The organism is Sphingomonas jeddahensis (assembly GCF_001981525.1).
In the GTDB taxonomy this organism is placed as follows: domain Bacteria; phylum Pseudomonadota; class Alphaproteobacteria; order Sphingomonadales; family Sphingomonadaceae; genus Sphingomonas; species Sphingomonas jeddahensis.
In genome coordinates this window covers 1-22108 of sequence record NZ_MPSB01000001.1, presented here as the reverse complement: position 1 = coordinate 22108, position 22108 = coordinate 1, and the positions used below count along the sequence as shown (strand labels likewise).

At 65.5% G+C, this 22108-nt stretch carries 19 protein-coding genes and 1 tRNA gene; 10 read left to right on the top strand and 10 right to left on the bottom strand.

Annotated features, from left to right (window positions below; translation table 11 throughout):
* Positions 1 to 130 precede the first annotated feature (130 nt).
* Positions 131 to 475 (bottom strand): DUF6285 domain-containing protein, encoded by a 345-nt coding sequence (locus SPHI_RS00095; protein WP_076742871.1) that lies wholly within the window; start codon positions 473 to 475, stop codon positions 131 to 133.
* Positions 472 to 1488, bottom strand: a complete 1017-nt coding sequence (locus SPHI_RS00090) for a phosphotransferase family protein (RefSeq protein ID WP_076742870.1) — start codon at positions 1486 to 1488, stop codon at positions 472 to 474. Before SPHI_RS00090 ends, SPHI_RS00095 begins: the two co-directional genes overlap by 4 nt.
* A gap of 90 nt (positions 1489 to 1578) precedes the next feature.
* Between SPHI_RS00090 and SPHI_RS00085 the strand changes: the two genes are divergently transcribed.
* The 4 genes from SPHI_RS00085 (at position 1579) to SPHI_RS00070 (ending at position 6997) form a co-directional block, all read left to right on the top strand.
* Positions 1579 to 2946: an acyl-CoA dehydrogenase family protein gene (locus tag SPHI_RS00085; protein ID WP_076742869.1), complete on the top strand. Its 1368-nt coding sequence runs from the start codon at positions 1579 to 1581 to the stop codon at positions 2944 to 2946.
* A gap of 253 nt (positions 2947 to 3199) precedes the next feature.
* Positions 3200 to 4195 carry an NAD(P)H-dependent flavin oxidoreductase gene (locus SPHI_RS00080; RefSeq protein ID WP_076742868.1) on the top strand — a complete coding sequence of 332 codons (996 nt, stop codon included), beginning with the start codon at positions 3200 to 3202 and terminating at the stop codon, positions 4193 to 4195.
* 78 nt (positions 4196 to 4273) lie between these two features.
* Positions 4274 to 6409 (top strand): histidine kinase dimerization/phosphoacceptor domain -containing protein, encoded by a 2136-nt coding sequence (locus SPHI_RS00075; RefSeq protein ID WP_076742867.1) that lies wholly within the window; start codon positions 4274 to 4276, stop codon positions 6407 to 6409.
* A 30-nt stretch (positions 6410 to 6439) separates the two neighbouring features.
* Complete coding sequence (locus tag SPHI_RS00070; protein WP_076742866.1) at positions 6440 to 6997, top strand: sugar O-acetyltransferase; 558 nt, start codon at positions 6440 to 6442, stop codon at positions 6995 to 6997.
* 170 nt (positions 6998 to 7167) lie between these two features.
* Here the strand turns inward: SPHI_RS00070 and SPHI_RS00065 are convergent.
* The 5 genes from SPHI_RS00065 to SPHI_RS00045 form a co-directional block, all read right to left on the bottom strand.
* Positions 7168 to 7253: transfer RNA gene (locus SPHI_RS00065), tRNA-Leu, on the bottom strand.
* A 76-nt stretch (positions 7254 to 7329) separates the two neighbouring features.
* The gene (locus SPHI_RS00060) at positions 7330 to 7671 is read right to left on the bottom strand and encodes a PilZ domain-containing protein (protein WP_233130552.1); all 342 of its coding nucleotides are present in this window, start codon (positions 7669 to 7671) and stop codon (positions 7330 to 7332) included.
* Positions 7672 to 7765: 94 nt separating this feature from the next.
* Entirely contained in the window at positions 7766 to 8227 is a 462-nt protein-coding gene (gene dksA, locus SPHI_RS00055; protein WP_076742865.1) for an RNA polymerase-binding protein DksA, read from the bottom strand.
* A 456-nt stretch (positions 8228 to 8683) separates the two neighbouring features.
* Positions 8684 to 9319, bottom strand: a complete 636-nt coding sequence (locus SPHI_RS00050) for a hypothetical protein (RefSeq protein WP_198927788.1) — start codon at positions 9317 to 9319, stop codon at positions 8684 to 8686.
* A 339-nt stretch (positions 9320 to 9658) separates the two neighbouring features.
* Positions 9659 to 10168 carry a host attachment family protein gene (locus tag SPHI_RS00045; RefSeq protein ID WP_076742864.1) on the bottom strand — a complete coding sequence of 170 codons (510 nt, stop codon included), beginning with the start codon at positions 10166 to 10168 and terminating at the stop codon, positions 9659 to 9661.
* Between the two features lie 95 nt (positions 10169 to 10263).
* Between SPHI_RS00045 and serS the strand changes: the two genes are divergently transcribed.
* The 3 genes from serS to tyrS all read left to right on the top strand — a co-directional run bounded on the left by serS (position 10264) and on the right by tyrS (position 14004).
* Entirely contained in the window at positions 10264 to 11535 is a 1272-nt protein-coding gene (serS, locus tag SPHI_RS00040; protein ID WP_076742863.1) for a serine--tRNA ligase, read from the top strand.
* An 18-nt stretch (positions 11536 to 11553) separates the two neighbouring features.
* Positions 11554 to 12627 (top strand): M23 family metallopeptidase, encoded by a 1074-nt coding sequence (locus tag SPHI_RS00035; protein WP_076742862.1) that lies wholly within the window; start codon positions 11554 to 11556, stop codon positions 12625 to 12627.
* A 150-nt stretch (positions 12628 to 12777) separates the two neighbouring features.
* Positions 12778 to 14004: a tyrosine--tRNA ligase gene (tyrS, locus tag SPHI_RS00030; RefSeq protein ID WP_076742861.1), complete on the top strand. Its 1227-nt coding sequence runs from the start codon at positions 12778 to 12780 to the stop codon at positions 14002 to 14004.
* Between the two features lie 195 nt (positions 14005 to 14199).
* Here tyrS and SPHI_RS00025 read toward each other — a convergent pair whose 3' ends face one another.
* On the bottom strand, positions 14200 to 14637 hold the full coding sequence (locus SPHI_RS00025; protein WP_076742860.1) for a DMT family transporter: 438 nt from the start codon (positions 14635 to 14637) through the stop codon (positions 14200 to 14202).
* A gap of 14 nt (positions 14638 to 14651) precedes the next feature.
* Positions 14652 to 16706: an ATP-dependent DNA helicase RecG gene (gene recG / locus SPHI_RS00020; RefSeq protein WP_076742859.1), complete on the bottom strand. Its 2055-nt coding sequence runs from the start codon at positions 16704 to 16706 to the stop codon at positions 14652 to 14654.
* A 151-nt stretch (positions 16707 to 16857) separates the two neighbouring features.
* Between recG and SPHI_RS00015 the strand changes: the two genes are divergently transcribed.
* The gene (locus SPHI_RS00015) at positions 16858 to 17142 is read left to right on the top strand and encodes an FAD assembly factor SdhE (protein WP_076742858.1); all 285 of its coding nucleotides are present in this window, start codon (positions 16858 to 16860) and stop codon (positions 17140 to 17142) included.
* A gap of 123 nt (positions 17143 to 17265) precedes the next feature.
* The gene (gene mfd, locus SPHI_RS00010; RefSeq protein ID WP_076742857.1) at positions 17266 to 20721 is read left to right on the top strand and encodes a transcription-repair coupling factor; all 3456 of its coding nucleotides are present in this window, start codon (positions 17266 to 17268) and stop codon (positions 20719 to 20721) included.
* A 98-nt stretch (positions 20722 to 20819) separates the two neighbouring features.
* Here the strand turns inward: mfd and SPHI_RS00005 are convergent, their stop codons facing one another.
* Complete coding sequence (locus SPHI_RS00005; protein ID WP_076743203.1) at positions 20820 to 21083, bottom strand: GIY-YIG nuclease family protein; 264 nt, start codon at positions 21081 to 21083, stop codon at positions 20820 to 20822.
* 203 nt (positions 21084 to 21286) lie between these two features.
* On the opposite strand from SPHI_RS00005, the gene SPHI_RS14805 reads away from it, so the two are divergent.
* On the top strand, positions 21287 to 22090 hold the full coding sequence (locus tag SPHI_RS14805; protein WP_144036129.1) for a hypothetical protein: 804 nt from the start codon (positions 21287 to 21289) through the stop codon (positions 22088 to 22090).
* Positions 22091 to 22108 lie beyond the last annotated feature (18 nt).

Below are 22108 nucleotides of genomic sequence, written 5' to 3'. Positions count from 1 at the left end.
GCGTAACGCTCCTTTGCCGTTCGTGCTTAGCCCGTCGAAGCACGTGCCAAGCAGCCCAGCGCTGTGTGGCACGCCCTCGACAAGCTCAGAGCGAACGGCTTTGGTGAGTGGCTATAGCGGCTTGCGTGAGTCAGCCAAGCGTGTGCGCGTATTTCGGCTGGTCAATCGCGATCGTGTCGAGCGCACAGGCACGCAGATGCGCCACCAACGAGGGATCGTCCGACGCGATCGCGCCGCTGCGGATCGCCTCCACCAGCGCTACGTCCAGTTCCTCGCGCGTACCGCCGCGCCCGAGCAGCGCGTGCATCCGCTCCGCCGCGCGTGCATCGGCGGCGGGGCTCATCGCCATATCCCGCGCGGCGATCTCCAGCGCGTTACGCGCCACTCGCAGGCTGAAGATGCTCGCGCTGCCATCGACCGGCAGCCATTGCGCGACCCCGGCGACGATCTCCTGCGCGGAAGGGTGCGTGATCATGCCGCGTTCCTCTCGATGATCGCTACGATATCCGCCTCGGTTTCCGACAACCGGCGGCCGATCACCGCGCGTTCCGGCCCTGCGCTCGGGTCGGAGGCGAAGCTGGCGTACATGCCCATCGTCATTACCCCCCATTTCAAACTCCCGAGCATCGACCAGAAATCGACCCGCGCCGCCGACATCGGCTCGCCACCCGCTTCGGCATAGCCCGCGAGCAGATCGTCCAGCTCGCCGAATCCGCCGACGTAGCGATCGGGCCGGCCGAACTTCCAGCTGTTGGTGCACAGCCAGCCGAGATCCTCCGCGGGATCGCCGATATGGACGATCTCCCAATCAAGCACCGCAACCAGGCCCTCGTTCGGGTCGACCATGATGTTGCCGTTGCGGAAATCGCCGTGGACCATGCGCGGCGTGACCTTCTCGGGCGGCAAGCGCTTCTCGAGCCAGCGAAACGCCGCCTCTATCGTCGGCCGCACATTGCCGGTGGCGCGCCACGTCCGCTCGTAATTGGCGAGCGTCGTCTCGGCATCGGTCGAGTCGAGGCCGTCGAGCGGCTCGAGCGCATGGATGCGCGCCAGCGCCGCGCCGCATTGATGCGCCAGCTTGCCACGCGCTGGCTCAAACGCCGGATCGCTGGCGATCTTCTTGCCAAGCGTCTCGCCGGAGACGCGGTGCATGACATAGGCCTCGTCCAGCCCGTCCGTCTCCTCGTCGCACACATAGGCGACGATCGGCGCCGGCACCCCTGCCTCGACCGCGCGAGCGATCGCGGCGGCTTCGCGGCGCAAGGGCGGCTTGGCGACGGTGGAATATTCCACGGGGCGATCACGGCGGCGCAGGATCAGCGGGGTCGCCGTCCCCGCTCCATCCATCGCATCGAACGCCCAGGTCGCCATGCTGGCGCCGCCGGTCAGGCGTACCAGATTCTCGATCCGCTCAGCGCCGGGCACCATTCGCGGTGCGAGCACCGTCAGGCGCTCCGCCAACTCGTTTTTCGAAAGCCTATCCGCCATCGCCCCTCGGCTTGTTTGATTTAGGGGCTTTAAAATCTTTGCCGGTCCGTTAGGCAAGTTAAAAGAGTCGACTTAATTCGGGAGAGGGACATGGATTTCGGATTGCCGCAGGATCTGCTCGACTATCTCAAGGAGCTGGACGCCTTTATCGAGGCGGAGATCAAGCCGCTGGAGGATGCCGACGACAACGTCCGCTTCTTCGATCACCGCCGCGAATATGCGCGCACCGACTTTGAGAATGACGGCCTGCCCCGCCACGAGTGGGAAGAGCTGATGCGCGAGGCGAAGCGCCGCGCCGACAAGGCCGGCCACCTGCGCTTCGCCATGGATCCCAAGTTCGGCGGCAAGGGAGGCTCGAACCTGTGGATGTGTGTGATTCGCGAATATCTCGCGGCGAAGGGCCTGGGCCTCCACAACGACCTGCAGACCGAGCACTCGATCGTAGCGAACAACCCCTTCGCTAAGATGTTCGACGATTTCGGCTCGGACGAGCAGAAGGAAGAGTTCATCAACGGCACGCTGAACGGCACGCGCCGCGTGACCTTTGGCCTGACCGAGCCATACCACGGCTCCGACGCGACTCACATGGAGACGCGCGGCGTGCCCGAGGTGCGCAACGGCGTGGCAGGCTATGTCATCAACGGCGAAAAGATGTGGACGACGGGGATGCACGTGGCGACGCATTGCGCTTTGTTCGCCCGCACAACGGGCGAGGATGGCGCGGCGCGCGGCATCACCTGCTTCCTCGTCCCTACCGATGACGAGGGCGTGAAGGTCGAGGAATACCTCTGGACCTTCAACATGCCGACCGACCACCCGCGCGTCAGCTTCAAGGACGTGTGGGTGCCCGAGACGACGATCTTCGGCGAAAAGGAGAACGGGCTGCCGGTGGCGCAGGCGTTCGTCCACGAGAACCGCATCCGCCAGGCGGCGTCGTCGCTCGGTGCCGCGACCTACTGTATCGAGGAATCGATCCGCTACGCCCGCCAGCGCAAGCCGTTCGGCGAGGATCTGGCCAAGAACCAGGCGATCCAGTTCCCGCTCGTCGAGCTGGCGACGCAGGCCGAGATGCTGCGCCTGCTGATCCGCAAGACCGCCTGGGAAATGGACCAGATGTCGCACCCGGAGGTTGAGAAGCGACTCTCTGACAAGGTGTCGATGTGCAACTACTGGGGCAACCGCTTGTGCTGCGAGGCAGCGGACCGGGCGATGCAGGTGCACGGCGGCATCGGCTATTCACGGCACAAGGCGTTCGAGCACATCTATCGCCACCACCGCCGCTACCGCATCACCGAAGGCGCCGAGGAGATCCAGATCCGCAAGGTGGCCGCGTTCCTGTTCGGCTACCTCGGCCCGCGGCGGCAGGAGTTCAAGGAACTCGACTGGAGCGACGTGGACTATCGCAACAGCCAGATCCGGCCGCGGTCGGGCAAGCAGGCGCTGGGCAGCGTATTCTAACGCACCGTCATCCCGGCCTTGCGCCGGGATCCAAGGTGCCGCGAGCGCTGCGCATCGTCATGGATCGAAGCGTCCGCGGAGGGTTGGATCCCGGATCAAATCCGGGATGACGTTACCTATGGGTGCGACGTCGCTCGCCTCCGTTATGCCGCTACGGGCCCGGCATGACGCCCCACTTGCGACACAGTCCAGATCAGCATAACATCTGTTACGTTACCCCGCCGGACACCGGCGAGCGGATAGGGAGAGGGAAATGCTCAAGACGCGGTTCACCGAGGCGTTCGGGGTCGAATATCCGATCGCGCAGGGCGGCATGCAGTGGGTTGGCAAGGCGAAGCTCGTCGCAGCGGTTGCCAATGCTGGCGCGCTCGGCTTCGTCACAGCGCTGACTCAGCCGACGCCCGAGGATCTGGCGAAGGAAATCCAGCGTACCAAGGATCTCACCGACAAGCCGTTCGGCGTGAACCTGACGATCCTGCCGACCATCACCCCCCCGCCCTATGCCGAATATCGCCGCGCGATCATCGAAGGCGGGATCAAGGTGGTCGAAACCGCCGGCTACAAGCCGCAGGAACATATCGACGATTTCAAGGCGCACGGGATCAAGGTGATCCACAAGTGCACCGCAGTCCGTCACGCCGTTTCGGCCGAGCGGATGGGCGCCGATGCGATCTCGATCGACGGTTTCGAATGTGCCGGCCACCCCGGTGAGGACGACATCCCCGGCCTGATCCTGATCCCGGCCGCGGCGAACAAGATCAAGGTGCCCATGCTCGCTTCGGGCGGGTTCGGCGACGGTCGCGGCCTTGTCGCTGCGCTCGCGCTGGGTGCCGACGGCATCAACATGGGCACACGCTTCTGCGTGACGCAGGAAGCGGAGATCGCTGACAGCTTCAAGCAGCAGATGGTCGCCAATGACGAGCGCGCCACCGACCTCATCTTCCGCACCCTGCACAACACCGCACGCGTGATGAAGAACAAGGTCAGCCAGGAAGTGGTCGCGATCGAGCGCAAGGGCGGCGCCGAATTCAAGGACGTCCAGCACCTCGTCGCCGGCGCGCGCGGCCGCGCCGCCATGGAGAATGGCGACACCGAGGACGGCATCTGGTCCGCCGGCATGGTCCAGGGCCTCATCAACGACGTACCGACCGTCAAGGAGCTGGTCGACCGGATCGTCGCCGAGGCGGAGGAGATCATCGAAGGTCGTTTGCAATCAATGATTTCCCGCTACGCCGAAGCGGCCGAGTAACGGGGCACGTTGATTTAGATCAGTTGCGCGGGCCACTCGTCTGCGTCATGTCCAGCCCTTGTCGTCTAGAGGGAGGCCATGGCGAGCTTCAGCGAGCGGGCCGCGCCCGATCTGACCGAATGCGATCGCGAGCCGATCCATGTTCCCGGCGCGATCCAGCCGCACGGGCTGTTGCTGATCGCTGATCTTGCCACGCTGAGCGTGCAGGCCGGCGCGGGCGACCTCGAAAGCCTGTTTGGCGAGACGTGGCTGGGATCGGCTCTGCCTGAACTGTTGTTGCAGGATATCGCCGGGCGGCTCAGCAATCCCACAGCCGGCCCAGGTGGCGCGATCCGCGGCGAACCTGTCGCGTTCGGCGACCGAACCTATGACGTGGCGATGCACCGCGCGGGCAAGCAGTTGATCGTTGAACTGGAGCCAGCCGGAACCGAACCCCTGCTCGCCGGGGACATGCTGGCGTGGATGGACGTCATTGCCGCCGGTTTCGAGCGTGCGACCAACGTGGCAATGCTATGCGCCCGCGCGGCAACCGCGTTCCGCACGCTGACCGGCTTTGACCGGGTGATGGTTTATCGCTTCCTTGACGATGAAGCGGGGCGCGTGGTGGGTGAGGATCGCGATCCGGCGCTCGGCAGCTTCATGCACCACCATTTTCCGGCCGGCGACATTCCCCGCCAGGCGCGCGCCCTCTACGTCCGCAATCGTGCACGGGTCATTCCCGACGTCGGCTATACCCCCGCGCCAATTCGCCCGGCGCAATATGACGATGTGGACCTCAGCGACGTGTCGCTGCGCAGCGTCTCGCCGGTGCACCTCGAATATATGCGCAACATGGATGTCGGGGCGTCCGCGTCGATCTCGATCGTGAAGGACGGCGTGCTGTGGGGGCTGATCGCCTGCCATCATCGCACGCCCCGCAGTATGCCGCGCGATATTCGCCTTGCCGCATCGGCGCTGGCCGGCGGCCTGGCGCGGCAGATCCGCGCCAAGGAGGAAGCGGACAGTTATCGCGAGCGGCTGTCGCTGCGTGCGGCCGAAGATTCGCTGGCGCCGGCGCTCCGACCGCCGCTGACCCTTGCGGTCGCCAGCCGCAGCGACGACATTCGGCGCATGCTCGACGGCGACGGCATCGCGCTGATCCACGCCAACGGCATCGACACCTATGGTCATTGTCCGTCAAAGCAGGACATTGCGGCGATCGGCCAGTGGCTCGCCGAACGCAACACCAGCGAGGCGTTTGTTACTCACAACTTGGCCAATGTGCTGCCAGCGGCTGCCGCTTTTGCGGACAAGGCGAGCGGCGTCCTAGCGCTGCCGATCCCGGAGGAACAGGCGACCTTGCTGTGGTTCCGGGTCGAGCAGGTCGAGGAAATCGAATGGGCGGGCAATCCGCACAAGGGCGTCGGTGTTGATTCCTCGGCGATGTTGACGCCCCGCTCGTCGTTCGAATCGTGGAGCGAAACGGTGCGCTGCCGCTCGCGCCGCTGGACGCTGGAGCAAGTCGAGTCGTCGCACCGGCTGCGTCGCGCGTTTCGCGACGCGAACGACGTGCGGGAACGCCAGCGGCTGTTCCACGATCTGGAGCGCGCGCTGGCGGAGAAGGAGGCTGCGCTGGCGCAGAAGGACGTGCTGATGAAGGAGGTGGACCATCGCGTCCAGAACAGCCTCCAGCTCGTCTCTGCCTTTCTGTCGCTGCAGGCGCGTGAAGCCGGCCCTGGCGTGGTCGCGGATCAGTTGATCGAGGCGCGATCACGGCTGTCGGCAGTCGCGCTGGTGCACCGCCGCCTGTACCGCGACGATCAGATCGAGACGATCGATCTCGCGCGCTATCTCGAGGAGCTGTTCGCCGATCTCAAGGGCTCGCTGGGCGAGGAATGGGCGACGCAAATGACAGTGGATCTGGCGCCTTTACTGGTTCCTACCGATCGCGCCGTCAGCATCGGCCTGGTTGCGTCCGAACTGCTTATCAATGCCACCAAATATGCCTATCAAGGGGCGAGCGGACGGATCGACATCGCGCTGGAGCAGCATCGCAACCGGCTGCGGCTGATCGTCGCCGACCATGGTGTTGGTATATCCGGCGACCGGCGCGGCTTCGGCAGCCGGATGATGCAAGCGGTGCTGGCGCGCCTCGACGGCACGCTTGAGCACGCCAACAACGATCCGGGGCTGCGCGCAATTGTCACCGCACCCATTGAGGACAAGCCGCGCTAGGCGGTGCGGGGTCAGGCACAAGGAACGATGATGGCGGGGCGCTCCGAGAAGCAGAAGATGCTCGCGGGCGAGCCCTATCACGCTGGCGATGCGGAACTCGTCGCGGACCAGCGTGCCGCGGCCGGGTGGATGGCACGATTCAATGCGGACATCACCGCTTCGCCCGACGAGCGGCTCGCGCTGCTGCGCGAAGGGCTGGCCCATGTGGGCGGCGGCTCAACGATCCGTCCTCCTTTCCACTGCGACTACGGCTATAACATACATCTTGGTGCCGGAGTGTTTCTGAACTTCAACTGCGTGATCCTCGACGTCGTTGCAGTGACGATCGGGGACGGCGCGCAGATCGGCCCTGGCGTCCAGATCCTCACCGCTGACCACCCACGTGATTCGACCGAGCGAGCGTCGGGCGCCGAATGGGGCCGCCCGATCCACATCGGGCGTAACGTCTGGATCGGAGGCGGCACCATCATCCTGCCTGGGATCACCGTCGGGGAAGATGCGGTCGTGGGCGCCGGCAGCGTCGTGACGCGCGATGTTCCAGCCGGTGCAACGGTGGTCGGGAACCCCGCCCAGAGCCGGGCTGCGTAACCGACCGGGAGATGGTCAGGAGTGCCGCCTGATCGGAAGCGCTCGGCGCGGCGCGTGGTACTTGAACACCCGCCGCTACATGAGCGGCCGACGTTTTGGTTCGAGGGAGCGCATTGCCGGACGTGAATGGTGCCGACACGCGCGATGCCGCAAAGCCGAGCATTGAATGTTGGTACGGGCGGTCGGACTCGAACCGACATGTTGTCACCAACGGCGGATTTTGAGTCCGCTGCGTCTACCATTCCGCCACGCCCGCACGTGTCTGGACGGCGCCTTAAGCACGAACCGGGCGGGCGCGTCCAGCCCGTCCGACGTGATTATCGCGCCGGCGCTCAGCCCGGAAAGCGAAGCGGCTGATGCGGCGCCTGATCACCGGTGCGCGCGCCCACCGGCTTGCGCGCGCGCTGCGGATCAACCGGGCGATCGAAAGCGATGCCGGCACGCCCCTCGGTCTGCCACGCGACTCGGCCCGACTGCCAGCCCAGCCCGCGCAATTCGATCTGCACCGCTGCATCGGGTTCGACCGGTTCAGGCAGTTCGGCCATCAGCCCGCCAGCCGACAGGTTGCGCACGCGCACCGACAGCTCCTCATCAAACCCGGCGATCCGCAGCCGAGCGAGCAGAAACAGGCTGTCGCGCCCACGATCGCTGGCCGCCGCAGGCGCAGCATCCAAGAATACGCTGTCTGCGACCGGATTCATGGCGAACATTTACGTCCCGAAATCTTGACGAAATACAAACAAGCCGTGGCCACGACGGCCGCCACAATCAATCTTCGCGCGAAACCTTCTCGTTGCGCTCGTGCCGCTCCTGCGCCTCGACCGTCATGGTCGCGATCGGCCGCGCTTCAAGGCGCCCCAGGCTGATCGGCTCACCGGTTACTTCGCAATAACCGTATTCGCCTTCCTCGATGCGGCGGATCGCGGCCTCGATCTTGCCGATCAGCTTGCGCTGACGATCACGCGTGCGCAGTTCGATCGACCAATCGGTCTCACTCGATGCGCGATCGTTGAGATCCGCTTCTCGCAGCGAGTCGATCTGAAGCTGTGACAGGGTGCCCAAAGACTCCCGAAGAATGGCATCCTTCCATGCCAGCAGCTTGGCCCGGAAATACTCCTGCTGCCGCGCATTCATGAAGGGTTCGTCCGGATGCGGCCGGTAGCCGTCGTCGTTTGCAGCCCCGAGTGCCATTGGGTCTGCCTGATCCACGCGATTGTACGCCGTTGCCATCGACCTGTCTCCCCGCCCGCGTCAGGGTGTCGTAGCACCACCGCGCCCCGTGCGGCGCCTATAGACATGCATCAGGCAACCGACAAGCGTCCACGGACGTGGAAAAGCGCCTAATCGGTCGCGTCTTGCGGCACGCTGAATGGATTGTTGCGCGGTCTCCTGTCCCGCGCTGGTACGTTAACCCGAAAAAACGCGCTGCACCTTCGCAAATTGCGGGTTAGGTGACGATCCCACAGGTTAATCGCGTTGCGTTTAATTTTTTGTTCTGCACCTTGTGCCACAGGCGGTTCAACGCTGCAGCAAGAACAAGGGCGGCCTGTCGGCTGCGTCAGATTGAGAGAGTGACATCATGTCGGTGCGGATGGCTTTGGCAAAACTCTGCGCATGCACCGTCGGTGGTGCGATCGTCGGCGGCGGCGCGGTTCACGTGGCCGAAACGCAGAAGGCTCGCAGTTCCTACACGAAATACGTAAAAACCGCACCGAAGAAGCGGATCGTCAAGCGCACGGTGGCGCGCAAGGGCACCGTGCGAAAGGTGGTGACGACTACCACCGCGGCCTGCGCGCCCACGGTGGTGACGGTCGCATCGCAAGCGGCGCCGATCCCCGTGCCGCTCCCCGCCGTGCAGCCGGTGGTGTCGGGCGGGGGCGAGGTGGCGCCGATCATCGGCGGTGGCTGGGGTGGCGGCGGCCTCGGCGGCGGCGGCTTCTTCGCGGGTGGCTTCTTTGGCGGATCGGGCGGCGGCAGCGGTTCGAGCGGGATCGTGATCTCCTCGACATCCAGCACGAGCGGCGGATCGACGTCCAGTTCCACCTCGTCGGGTGGATCGAGCGGCAACGTCTCGTCGTCCACCGGTGGCTCCTCCACCTCGACCGGCGGCGTCAGCAGCACTTCATCGACGTCATCGGGCAATGTGAGCAGCACCTCGTCCAGCGGCAACGTGAGCAGCACGTCATCCTCATCGGGTAATGTCTCCTCCTCCTCATCGTCATCCGGTAACGTATCGTCGTCCTCGTCGGGTAACGTCTCGTCATCCTCCTCGGGTAACGTCTCGTCCTCTTCGTCGGGCAACGTCTCCTCGTCCGGCTCCACGTCGACTTCGACCTCCAGCTCTTCCTACGGCTCTTCCTCCAAGGGTTGGGGATCATCGTCCAAGGGCTGGGGCTCGTCGTCAAAGGGCTGGTCGTCGAACGGCGGCCACGGCGGCAACAGCAGCGGCAATCCCTCGCCTGTTCCCGCGCCGCCGATGATGATCCTGTTCGGCGCCGCTGCAGCAGGACTGATCGCGCGCCGCCGGTTCGCGAAAAAGGCGGCCGGATCCGCCTGATTTTAAGCTTCCCGAATATAGAAAAGGCCGTGCGCGTCTGACGATGCGCACGGCCTTTTTTTTCTGCACACCGGGTCATACCGGCGTGACGGAGCACCGGTGCTTCAGGCGCTCAGCAGCGCCTGCTCAATGTCCGGGATCGGATGGCCGGTCAGATCCTTGGAAAGCTCACCGGCCAGCCGATCGGTGACTTCCTTGTGATAATGTTTGCGCAGTTCGCCCAAGGTCCTGGGCGGTGCCACCACGATCAACGAGTCATACTCGTTGGCGAACGCACGCTTCTTCAGCAATTCCGCGGCATCGGCCGCAAACCGATCTTCTTCCAGCTGGTGAAAGTCCGTCTCCCCCAGGGTGCCGCGTGACGGCGCAAACTGCGCCCCGCCACCGCGCGCGTGATTCGATCCGTTCTGCGCAACCGACGGCGCGCCCGGGCCGGATTGCGTGGAGGAGGCGCGCCCGGCCTTGTCAGTCTTCTGATCGAGGTCGGACGGATTGGGGCGTTCCTCGGCATGTTCCACCGTCAAATTCGGGTGAACATCATCGCCTTCATTGCGCAGGAACAACAGCTTGCGGCCATCCGCGACCAGAACGACGGAATTGTGCGGCACTTGCATGAAGGGATCTCCTGTAATTGGCCTGTCATGTGAAGAACGCGCCGCCGCCCGCGCGGGTTGCCTGTCCCTGCCCTCCCCGGCATAGCGCCCGCGCCATGCTCGATATTCGCCTGATCCGTGACGACCCTGCCGCTTTCGACGCCGCCATGGCGCGCCGCGGCAAGCCCACCGACGCCGCAACGATCCTCGACCTCGATCGCCGCCGCCGCGAAATCGTGACGGAGCTTCAGGTCGGCCAGGCACGCCGCAACGAAGCCTCCAAGGCGATCGGGGCGGCCAAGGCAAAGAAGGACGAGGACACCGCCGCCGCGTTGATGGCGGAAGTGGCAACGCTGAAGCAGCGTCTGCCCGAGCTCGAGGCGGAAGAGGCGCAGCTGGGCGGCGAGCTAGACGGCCTGCTCGCGAGCCTTCCCAACCTTCCACTTGCCGACGTGCCCGAGGGCGCGGACGAGAATGACAATCATCTCATCCACGAGCGCGGGCGGCGCCCGACCTTCGACTTCGCGATCCGCGAACATGACGCGATCGGCCCGGCATTGGGCCTTGATTTCGAGACTGGCGCGTTGCTCTCCGGCGCGCGCTTCACGCTTGTGCGCGGGCACATGGCGAAGCTCGCCCGTGCGCTCGGCCAGTTCGGACTCGACGTGCTCACCCGCGACCATGGCTATGAAGAGATCGTGCCGCCTCTGCTCGTCCGTGACGAGACGATGTTCGGCACCGGCCAGCTGCCCAAATTCGCCGAGGATCTGTTCCGTACCACCGACGGCCGCTGGCTGATCCCGACCAGCGAGGTCAGCCTCACCAACATCGTGCGCGAGAAGATCCTCGCCGACTTGCCGCTGCGCTTCACTGCGCTCACGCCCTGCTTCCGCTCCGAGGCCGGCGCCGCCGGTCGCGACACGCGCGGCTTCATCCGCCAGCACCAGTTCGACAAGGCCGAGATGGTCTCCATCGTCGAACCCGATCAGTCGGAGGCCGAGCATGAGCGGATGACCGCCATCGCCGAGGACGTGCTGACCCGGCTCGAGCTGCCGTTCCGCCGCATGAAGCTGTGCACTGGCGACATGGGCTTCTCCGCCGCCCGCACCTATGACATCGAGGTCTGGCTGCCGGGGCAGGATCGCTATCGCGAAGTCTCGTCCTGCTCCACCTGCACCGATTTCCAGGCGCGCCGCATGAACGCGCGCTTCCGTCCGGAGGGTGAAAAGGCGACTCGCTTCGTCCACACGCTCAACGGCTCCGGCCTGGTGGTTGGCCGAACCATCGTGGCGATCCTGGAGAATTATCAGCAGGCGGACGGATCGGTGGTCGTGCCAAACGTGCTCCAGCCCTATCTTGGCGGACTGAACCGACTGGAGCCGCGTTAACCAAGCGGCTATCGGGGGATGATGCGGATCAGGATCACGGCTGCACTGCCGCTCGCACTCGGGCTGGCGGCCTGCATTCCCTCGACCGATCGTTCGCGTCCACCGCCGCCGCCGCCCGGCGGTGAGCCGCTCGACCTGCCCGCTCCCGGCGATCGCGCCGATGCATCTGACGATGTCAGCCGGCTGCCTGCCCCTCGCCCCGCCTGGGAAGCACGTCCGGTCAGCGCGGACGCGCAGGACGTGGCGGAGCAGATCTATGTCGTCCGCCCCGGCGATTCGCTGCGGCTCATTGCGCAGCGGATCGGCGCCGGATCGGAAGCGATCGCGCGCGCCAACGGCTTGTCGGCGCCCTTTACCATCTATGCCGGCCAGCGGCTGCGCATCCCCGGCGGGCGGTATCACCAGGTCCGCTCCGGCCAGACCGGGATTGCAATTGCGCGTGCTTATGGCGTGCAATGGTCCCGCATCGTCGCGGCCAACGAGCTGGAGGAGCCATACATTCTTCGCACCGGACAGCACGTGCTGATCCCCGGCGATTCGCGCGCGGGCACCAATTATGCCGAGCGCGCCGCGGCGTTTCGCCTCGATATCGACGACATCATCACCGGCGGCGAGCCGGCGCTTGCCGTCAATCAGGTGCCTGCCAAGCCGGTGGCGAGTTCGCGCCGCGTGCTGCCGACGACCGCGGCGGTGGAAGCACCGAAGACCGGCCCGGGCCGGTTCCTCTGGCCGGTGGACGGCAAGGTCGTCAGCCGCTTCGGCACTGGTGCCAGCGGCGTGCGCAACAATGGTGTTAAGATCGCCGTCCCGGTGGATACACCGGTTAAGGCGACAGCGGACGGCACAGTCGCCTATGTCGGTGACGGCATTGCCGCCCTCGGGGGCCTGGTGATCGTTCGCCACGGCGAGAATTGGACCAGCGTCTATGGCCATGCCTCCAAGCTGCTCGTTCAGCGCGGCCAGGCGGTGAAGAAGGGCCAGACGATCGCATTGTCCGGCGACACCGGCTTTGCGGATCGGCCGGAGCTGCATTTCGAATTGCGCAAGGGCCGCAGCCCGGTCGATCCGACGGCGCAGCTTCCCAGAAGGTAAGGTTACCCCGGACTAGAGCCGGGGGTGCGCTCCTTATTCCCCTCCCGCTTGCGGGAGGGGCTGGGGGAGGGCATGGGCGCAACCATCCGTTACGTGCGGACAACCCCTCCCCCGACCCTTCCCGCGCGCGGGAGGGGAGAAGAAGAAGCGATGACCGAACTCAAGTCCGAGCTGCTCCGCGTCCTCACCGACCGCGGCTACATCCACCAGACGACCGACGCGGCTGCGCTTGATGCGCTTGCGACGACGTCGGTGGTGCCGGGCTATATCGGCTTCGATCCCACCGCTCCCTCGCTGCACGTCGGCAGCCTCGTTCAGATCATGCTACTGCGCCGGCTCCAGCAGACCGGCCATAAGCCGATCGTCCTGATGGGCGGCGGCACCGGAAAGATCGGCGATCCATCGTTCAAGGAAGAATCGCGTCAGCTGCTCAACGACGATCGCGTGGCCGAGAACGTCGCCTCGATCCGCCGCATCTTCGAACGTTTCCTGACCTTCGGCGACGGCCCGACCGACGCGGTGATGGTCGACAATGCCGATTGGCTCGACAAGCTCGAATACATTCCGTTCCTGCGCGAAGTCGGGCAGCATTTCTCGGTCAACCGGATGCTGTCGTTCGATTCGGTGAAGCTGCGGCTCGATCGCGAGCAGTCGCTGAGCTTCCTCGAATTCAACTACATGATCCTGCAAGCCTATGACTTCCGCGAGCTGTCGCAGCGCCACGGCGTGCGGCTGCAGATGGGCGGCAGCGATCAATGGGGCAATATCGTCAACGGCATCGAGCTGGCGCGCCGGATGGACGGCACGGAGGTGTTCGGCGTGACGACGCCGCTGCTCACCACCGCTGACGGCACCAAGATGGGCAAGACGGTGGCGGGTGCGGTGTGGCTGCACGAGGACCAGTTGCCGCATTTCGATTACTGGCAGTTCTGGCGCAACGCCGACGACCGCGACGTCGGCCGCTTCCTGCGCCTCTACACCGATCTCCCGCTCGACGAGATCGCCCGGCTTGAGGCGCTGGAGGGCGCCGAGATCAACGAGGCAAAGAAGATCCTCGCCAACGAAGCCACCGCCATGTGCCGCGGCCGAGAGGCGGCAGACGCGGCGGCCGAAACTGCACGGCGGACTTTCGAGGAAGGCACCAGCGGCGACGCGCTGCCGACCTTTGCCGCCTCCGGCGAAGTCGCGCTGGTCGATGTACTGGTGGGTCTCGGTTTTTGCGCGTCGAAGGGCGAGGCCCGTCGCCTGATCAAGCAGGGCGGCGCGCGCATTGGTGCCGACAAGGTGTCCGATGAAGCCGCGACGGTTTCCGCGGGCTTAGAGCCGCTCCGCATCTCCGCTGGCAAGAAGAACCACGGACTATTGATCGCAGGCTAACCCCCTCCCCCGTTCGCCCTGAGCCTGTCGAAGGGCGTGCCTCAGGCAGCATCGCCCGCGGCACGTGCTTCGACAAGCTCAGCACGAACGGAGCTATGGTGATCCCTTCCCCGTTCGTGCCGAGCGAAGTCGAGGCACGTGCCGCGGACGCTTCGCCTTCGGCCTGTCCCTCGGCTTCGCTCGGGACGAACGGCACTATCTCCGCACCAGAAATACCCCCGCCACCACCAGCGCCAGCCCCGCCAACCGCGTCACGCTCACCGGCTCCTGCTTCAACCCGAGCAGCCCGAAGTGATCCAGCGCCACCGCCATCGACAGCTGCGCCGCCAGCGTCACGGTCAACGTCACCGCCAGCCCCAGCCGCGGCGTGGCGTAAGCCACCGCCGCGACGAACACGACGCCATACAAGCCGCCCACCCAAGCCCAAGGCGGCGCCTGACGAATCGCCGCCAGAGGCGTGCGGTCCACCAACGCCCAGATTGCCAGCAGCAACGTCACCCCGCCGGTAAACGACACCAAGGAGGCGAACCACACCGATCCGGTCGATCGCGCCAGCATCGCATTGGTGGGTGATTGCACCGCCACGCACAAACCAGCGGCGATGGCGAAGAGGATCGGGAGAAAAGCGGTCATCGCTCGCGCGGCTATCAACCCGATCGCAACAACGCCACACCCGCATCGCGCTCAAACAGATACAGCGCCACCCGCGCCGCCTGTCCGCGCGGCCCCGCCAGCCCGCCATCGCGATCGATCAGCAGCCGCGCATCATCCGCAGCTACCGGCAGCAGCTCGCCAAGCAGTTCGGGCGTCGCCAGCCGAAACGCCGCCTCGCCCGACTGCCGCGTGCCCAGCAACTCGCCGCCGCCGCGCAGCCGCAGGTCCTCCTCGGCGATCCGGAAGCCGTCATTGGTCTCGCGCATCAGCGCCAGCCGCGCACGCGAGGTTTCGCTCAGCGCCGCCCCGCGCATTAGCAGGCAGCGCGACTGCCCTCCGCCGCGCCCGACGCGCCCGCGCAACTGGTGCAACTGCGCCAGCCCGAAGCGGTCGGCATGCTCGATCACGATCAGCGTCGCATTGGGCACGTTGACGCCCACCTCGATCACCGTCGTCGCGACCAGCACGCCCAGCTCGCCGCCGGCGAAGCGCGCCATCACCGCGTCCTTCTCCGGCCCGCGCATCCGCCCGTGCACCAGCCCGACGCGATCCCCGAAGCGAGCCGCCAGAGTCGCGGCCCGATCCTCGGCCGCGGCAAGGTCGCTCTTCTCGCTTTCCTCCACCAGCGGGCACACCCAATAGGCCTGCTTGCCCTCCGCCAGATGGCGGCCGAGCGCATTGACCACCTCGTCCAACCGCTCCTCGCTGATCACCCGCGTCTCGACTGGCTCGCGCCCCGGCGGCATTTCGTCGAGCCGGCTCTGGTCCATCTCGCCATGCTGCGCGAGCACCAGCGTGCGCGGGATGGGCGTCGCGGTCATCGCCAGCAGATGCGGCGTGGTCTTGCCCTTGGCCGACAGCGCCAGCCGCTCGGCGACGCCGAAGCGATGCTGCTCGTCCACCACCACCAGCCCGAGGTCGCGATAGCTCACTGCCTCCTGGAAGATCGCATGCGTGCCGATGAGGATGTCGATCGAGCCGTCCGCCAGCCCCATCAGCGTGCTTTCGCGCGCGCGTCCCTTGTCGCGCCCGGTCAGCACCGCGATGTTGATCGGCAGCCCCGCCAGCGTCTCGCGCAGCGTCTCATAATGCTGGCGCGCCAGGATCTCGGTCGGCGCTAGCAGCGCGCCCTGTGCGCCCGCCTCGACCGCGATCAGCAGCGCCAGCGCCGCCACCAGCGTCTTGCCGGACCCCACATCGCCCTGCAGCAGCCGAAGCATCGGCGCATCCTGCGCCAGATCGCCCTCGATCTCGCCGATCGTGCGTGCCTGCGCCCCGGTCAGCGCATAAGGCAGGTTCAGCCGATCGCGCAGCCGCCCGTCACCGCGCAGGCCCCGGCCGCGCCGCTTGCGCGTATCCTGCCGAACCAGGGCGAGCGCGAGCTGATTGGCGAACACCTCGTCATAAGCGATCCGCGCCCGCGCCACCGCATCAGACGGATCGGCATGGATGCGGGCGAGCGCCTCCTTCCACCCCGGCCAGTCGCGCTGCGCCAACAGGCTCGGCTCGATCCACTCGGGCAAGTCCGGCGCGCGCTCGATCGCCTGCGCCACCATCCCGCCCACCCGCCGCGAGGTGAGCCCCTCCGACAAAGGATAGATCGCCTCGCGCTCGCGAGACCCGCCGCCTTCCTCCAGTATCTCCGGATGGATGATCTGCAGGTCCTGGCCATATTGCTCGACCTTGCCCGAGATCCGCACCTGTTCGCCCACCGTGTAGAGCTTGCGCACCAGCCCGCTCGACCGGCCGAAATAGACCAGGCTCACGATGTTGCCGAGCGCGTCCGCCGCCTGCACCCGCGTCGGCGCGCGCGGGGACGAGGAGGTACGGATATCACGCACCGTGAGCGTAATCGCGATCGTCCGCCCGGCATCCTGCGCCATCAGCTCGTCGCGCGGGATCCGGTCGATCCAACCACTTGGCAGATGGAACGCCACATCGACCACGCGCGCCAGCCCCAGCCGGTCGAGCGGCTTGGCGAGTCCCGCCCCGACCCCCTTGAGGGCAGTGACTTCGGCGAACAGCGGATTGAGGATATCGGGACGCATGACTATCTGGTTAGCAGCCCTAGCCGTTCGGGCTGAGCCTGTCGAAGCCCGTGCTCCGGAACACATGCTTCGACAAGCTCAGGACGAACGGCGTTCAGATTCGTAGCCGACCCTCTGCAACGATGGCCGGCCTGCCGCCGTTGGAGCCCGAATGGATCAAGACACCCGCCTGAAGCGCACCCGCTTCCGCGCCTGGCACCGCGGCACGCGGGAGGCCGATTTCATGATCGGCGGCTTTTTTGACGCGCATCACGCCGCTTGGAGCGAGGAACAGCTCCAATGGTTCGAACGGCTGCTGGAGGAGCAGGATGTCGACATCATGGGCTGGGCGATCGGCTCGATCCCCTGCCCGCCCGAATGGGACGGCGCGATGATGGACACGATGCGCCAAGTCGATTTCGCCGTGGCGATACCCGGCACCCGCCAAGGCGTGTGACACACTCTCCCTCTCCCCGCTTGCGGGGAGAGGGTCGGGGAGAGGGGCAGTCAAGAGCCGCCCTACACTGCCCCTCTCCCCTGCCCTCTCCCCGCAAGCGGGTAGAGGGAGAATTGGAATCCGATGCCCGACCTCACGACGATCCTCACCGCCACCGCACCTCTCACCCTGTCGGGCGTGCCGAGCGGTTTCCTCCCTAGCCTCCTCGCCGATCTCGCCCGCGCCGCGAAGACCCGCGCCGTCTTCATCGCGCCGGACGAAGCCGCGATGCGCGCCATCGCCGCAACGGCGCATTATTTCGCGCCCGAGATCGAGATCGTCGAATATCCGGCGTGGGATTGCCTCCCCTACGACCGCGCCTCCCCCACCCTGCGCGTGATGGCCGAGCGGATCGGCGCGCTCCACAAGCTGCAGGCCAAGCCCAAGGGGCCGCAGCTCGTCCTCACCACCGTCAACGCCGCCACCCAGCGTACGCTCACCCCGTTCCGCATCCGCCAGCTCGTCGCCACGCTCAAGCCCGGCGAGCGCATCGCGCGCGACAAGCTCGCCGCGCTCCTCTCCGCCAACGGTTACGTCCGCACCGACACGGTGCATGACTCGGGCGAGTTCGCCGTCCGCGGCGGCCTGGTCGATCTCTTCCCCTCGGGCGAGACCCAGGCGCTTCGCCTCGACTTCTTCGGCGACGAGATCGAAAGCGTCCGCACCTTCGATCCTGCCGACCAGCGCACCACCGGCACCATCAAGGGCTTCACCCTCCTCCCCGCCTCCGAGGCGCTGCTCGACGAGGAAAGCATCAAGCGCTTCCGCAGCCGCTATCGCGAAACCTTCGGCGCCACCGCGACGGGCGACCCGCTCTACCAGGCCGTCAGCGAAGGCCGCCGCCTCGCCGGCATGGAGCATTGGCTGCCCCTGTTCGAGGACCGCCTCGAAACCCTCTTCGACCACCTAGGCGACGACGCCCTCATCATCCGCGACGGCGGCGTAAAGGCGGCCGGCGAGTCCCGCTTCGAGGCGGTCGCCGACTATTACGAGAACCGCAAGCGCGCCGAGGCTGCCCAGCCCGGCAGCTACCGCGCGCTCCCGGCGAAAACGCTCTACATGCCCCCCAAGGAATGGGAGGAAGCGCTCGTCACCGCGACCGCGCACGTCACCACGCCGTTTCACGAGCCCGAATCCGCCACCGTCATCGACTTCAACGTCGACGGCCCGCGTGATTTCGCCCCCGAACGCGCCGCCAACACCAACGTGTACGAAGCGGTGGTCGATCACCTCAAGACGCTCCGCAAAGAGGGCCGCACACCCGTCCTCGCCAGCTATTCCCCCGGCGCGCGCGATCGCCTGGGCAACCTCCTCAAGGACCACGGCCTCACCGGCGCCAAAGCGGTTGAGACATGGCAGGAGGCGCAGGGCGTCGGCGAGACGCAGACCGCGCTCATCGTCCTCCCGCTCGACCACGGCTTCACCGCCCCCAAGGTCGCCGTCCTCACCGAACAGGACATGCTCGGTGACCGCCTCGTGCGCCGCGCCAAGCGCCGCAAGTCCGCCGACGCCTTCCTCGCCGAGCTCGCCACGCTCTCGCCCGGCGATCTCGTCGTCCACACCGATCACGGCATCGGCCGCTATGTCGGGCTGACGCAGGTCCCCGTCGCCAAGGCGCCGCACGATTGCGTGCAGCTGGAGTACGCCGGCGGCGACAAGCTCTACGTGCCGGTCGAGAACCTCGAAGTCCTCTCCCGCTACGGCTCAGGCGAGGAAGGCGCGAGCCTCGATCGGCTCGGCGGCGAGGCATGGCAGCGCCGCAAGTCCAAGATGAAGGAGCGCATCCGCGAGATCGCGGGTGAGCTGATCGCCACCGCCGCCCTGCGCGCCCTCCGCCAGGGCGAGGTCGCCGAGCCCGACTCAAGCGGCTACCCCAGCTTCGTCGATCGCTTCCCCTATCAGGAAACCGACGATCAGGACCGCGCGATCGAGGAAACGCTCGCCGACCTCTCCGCCGGCAAGCCGATGGACCGGCTCATCGTCGGCGACGTCGGCTTCGGCAAGACGGAGGTCGCGCTACGCGCCGCCTTCGTCGCCGCCATGGCCGGCATGCAGGTCGCGGTCGTCTGCCCCACCACTTTGCTCGCGCGCCAGCATTACAACAACTTCACCACCCGCTTCGAAGGCTTCCCGATCCAGATGGGCCGTCTCTCGCGCCTCGTCACCGCGGCGGAGACCAAGCGCGTCAAGGAAGGCCTCGCCGACGGCACGATCGACGTCGTCATCGGCACCCACGCCCTCCTCGCCAAGAACGTCGATTTCAAACGCCTCGGCCTCGTCATCGTCGACGAGGAGCAGCGCTTCGGCGTCACCCACAAGGAACGCCTCAAGACGCTGCGCGCCGACGTCCACATCCTCACCCTCACCGCCACGCCGATCCCGCGCACGCTCCAGATGGCGATGAGCGGCCTGCGCGAACTGTCCGTCATCCAGACGCCCCCGGTCGATCGGCTCGCGGTGCGCACCTATGTCATGCCCTGGGACCCGGTCGTCCTGCGCGAGGCGCTGCTGCGCGAACATTATCGCGGCGGGCAGAGCTTCCTCGTCACCCCACGCGTCGCGGACCTTCCCGACATCGAGGAATTCCTGCGCAAGGAAGTGCCCGAGATCCGCTACGTCATCGCCCACGGCCAGATGGCGGCCAGCGAGGTCGAGGAGCGGATGAGCGCCTTCTACGACAAGAAGTTCGAAGTGCTCGTCTCCACCACCATCATCGAGAGCGGCATCGACATCCCGTCCGCCAACACGATGATCGTCAACCGCGCCGATCGCTTCGGCCTAGCCCAGCTCTACCAGCTGCGCGGCCGCGTCGGCCGGTCGAAGACGCGCGCCTATGCCTATATGGTCACCCCGCCCGAGCGGATGATGACCGACGCCGCCGAAAAGCGCCTCAAGGTCCTCTCCGATCTCGACAGCCTCGGCGCCGGTTTCCAGCTCGCCAGCCACGATCTCGACATCCGCGGGGCGGGCAACCTGCTCGGCGACGAACAGTCGGGCCACATCAAGGAAGTCGGCTACGAACTCTACCAGTCGATGCTGGAGGAGGCGATCATGGACGCCAAGGCCGGCGGCCTCGCCAACCGCCCGCGCGATTTCTCGCCGCAGATCACCGTCGACGCGCCGATCCTCATCCCGGAGGAGTACGTTCCCGATCTCGACCTGCGCATGGCCCTCTACCGCCGCCTCAACGAACTCGACGAGAAGCGCGAACTGGAGGCCTTCGCCGCCGAAATGATCGATCGCTTCGGCCCGTTGCCGGAAGCGACCGACAATCTCGTCAAGGTCATCGAGATCAAGATGAACGCCAAGACGGCGTGCGTGGCGAAGATGGATGTCGGGCCGAAGGGCGCGCTGGTCAGCTTCCACGACGACAAACCGCCCAACGTCGCGGGCCTGCTGGCCTATGTCGACAAGCTCGGCGGCATCGCGAAACTGCGCCCGGATTCGAAGCTGGCACTACAGCGCAACTGGGCCGACCCAGCGGCGCGCCTCCACGGCGCGCTGCAACTGTCGAAGGGTCTGGCGAAGGCTGCCGCCTAACCAGCCGCAAAGAAAGCACACCCCGCCGAATAACATCCCGTCACCCCGGCCTTGAGCCGGGGTCCCGCTCCTTCTTCTCCTACGCCCCCCCCGGCCTCTCACCCCACCAGATCAAACAAGTCCGCCCACTCAGGATTACCCCGCTCGATCAACGCAGACTTCCACTCCCGCCGCCACTTCTTCAGCCGCTTCTCATGCCCGATCGCCTCGGCCGCGGACCCAGCCCGCTCCGCCCAGACCAGCCGATCCAAGCCATAGCCCCGGCAGAAGTCGGACCCGTCCCCGCACCGATGCTGCCGAACCCGCGCACCCAGATGCGCCGTGATGTCAAGATACATGGCACCCCGATAGCGATCGGCCATAATATAGACCCACACGCCCCACCCCTCCGCCACAAGCCGGAAGAAGAAAAGAAGCGGGACTCCGGGTCAAGCCCGGGGTGACGTGAGGATGGATGACTTATTCTGCTGCGCTGGCGAGACTTGTACGAACTTTGGTCATTCCGTACCGATCCAACTGTCGGATAAAGTAGCCAAGACATTGCTGGTTAGCGTAGGACGTCGTCATGGATGAAAATTCAAATTTCGTAATGACGGGTGACCATCGAGACATTCCCTTGGGCCTAGGAATGCTCGTCATAGTCTGGAATGCCTGCGAGTTATCGCTACGAGAATCTTTGTCATGGCTTGGAGCAAAAGGAAGCCCCGAACATCTTAGGGTAGCAGAACCGTTGATTTCGGAGCTCGGCTCCGTGGGAATCACTCAAGCGCTTAGCTGCTACGCAAACGAACTTCCAGAGGAGGAAGAAAGTTTGACCTCCGCTATCTTACATGCGGTGAAAGTCGTTGAGATCTGTCGCACATATAGAAATTACTACGTTCACGGGATCAGCGGCGTCACAAAATACGGTATAGATTTTAGTCCAGAAGCCATAGCAGCGGATATTCCGGTTCACGAAGCCATGACAATGGGACCGTTCGGGAATGTGTACCTGAAGTCCGCCAAGGGGAAGCGAAAGTTTCTCTTGGATTTCGTTTCAGCTGATGATCTGATTAGCTTTAACAATTATCTTGCCGATTTTCATGTGTATCTCAACGGTCTTCAAACAGCGATCATTCAATATTTCAGGAAACCGAAAGAACAGCGTCAACCAATTCCCGACCCCTTATGCATGTTAAAACCTCACCAAAAACCGTCATTTGATCACATGAAAATAGGAAGGAAGGCGTTGGCTCCTTGGCCTTTAGGCTGGAGTGATGATGACCTGCTCCCCGGAAATCATGCCATTGGTAAGTTAGCTGGTCAGATGGAGACGAGCGATGCGGCGAGGCCGTTTTACCGAGGATCAGATCATAGGCGTGCTGCGTGAGCACGAGGCTGGAGTGAA

Bases quoted from the DNA above. Each gene is read 5' to 3' on its own strand.
- SPHI_RS00095 (WP_076742871.1), bottom strand. From the start codon at position 475: ATGATCACGCACCCTTCCGCGCAGGAGATCGTCGCCGGGGTCGCGCAA.
- SPHI_RS00090 (WP_076742870.1), bottom strand. From the start codon at position 1,488: ATGGCGGATAGGCTTTCGAAAAACGAGTTGGCGGAGCGCCTGACGGTG.
- SPHI_RS00085 (WP_076742869.1), top strand. From the start codon at position 1,579: ATGGATTTCGGATTGCCGCAGGATCTGCTCGACTATCTCAAGGAGCTG.
- SPHI_RS00080 (WP_076742868.1), top strand. From the start codon at position 3,200: ATGCTCAAGACGCGGTTCACCGAGGCGTTCGGGGTCGAATATCCGATC.
- SPHI_RS00075 (WP_076742867.1), top strand. From the start codon at position 4,274: ATGGCGAGCTTCAGCGAGCGGGCCGCGCCCGATCTGACCGAATGCGAT.
- SPHI_RS00070 (WP_076742866.1), top strand. From the start codon at position 6,440: ATGGCGGGGCGCTCCGAGAAGCAGAAGATGCTCGCGGGCGAGCCCTAT.
- dksA (WP_076742865.1), bottom strand. From the start codon at position 8,227: ATGGCAACGGCGTACAATCGCGTGGATCAGGCAGACCCAATGGCACTC.
- SPHI_RS00045 (WP_076742864.1), bottom strand. From the start codon at position 10,168: ATGCAAGTGCCGCACAATTCCGTCGTTCTGGTCGCGGATGGCCGCAAG.
- serS (WP_076742863.1), top strand. From the start codon at position 10,264: ATGCTCGATATTCGCCTGATCCGTGACGACCCTGCCGCTTTCGACGCC.
- SPHI_RS00035 (WP_076742862.1), top strand. From the start codon at position 11,554: ATGATGCGGATCAGGATCACGGCTGCACTGCCGCTCGCACTCGGGCTG.
- tyrS (WP_076742861.1), top strand. From the start codon at position 12,778: ATGACCGAACTCAAGTCCGAGCTGCTCCGCGTCCTCACCGACCGCGGC.
- SPHI_RS00025 (WP_076742860.1), bottom strand. From the start codon at position 14,637: ATGACCGCTTTTCTCCCGATCCTCTTCGCCATCGCCGCTGGTTTGTGC.
- recG (WP_076742859.1), bottom strand. From the start codon at position 16,706: ATGCGTCCCGATATCCTCAATCCGCTGTTCGCCGAAGTCACTGCCCTC.
- SPHI_RS00015 (WP_076742858.1), top strand. From the start codon at position 16,858: ATGGATCAAGACACCCGCCTGAAGCGCACCCGCTTCCGCGCCTGGCAC.
- mfd (WP_076742857.1), top strand. From the start codon at position 17,266: ATGCCCGACCTCACGACGATCCTCACCGCCACCGCACCTCTCACCCTG.
- SPHI_RS00005 (WP_076743203.1), bottom strand. From the start codon at position 21,083: ATGGCCGATCGCTATCGGGGTGCCATGTATCTTGACATCACGGCGCAT.
- SPHI_RS14805 (WP_144036129.1), top strand. From the start codon at position 21,287: ATGGATGAAAATTCAAATTTCGTAATGACGGGTGACCATCGAGACATT.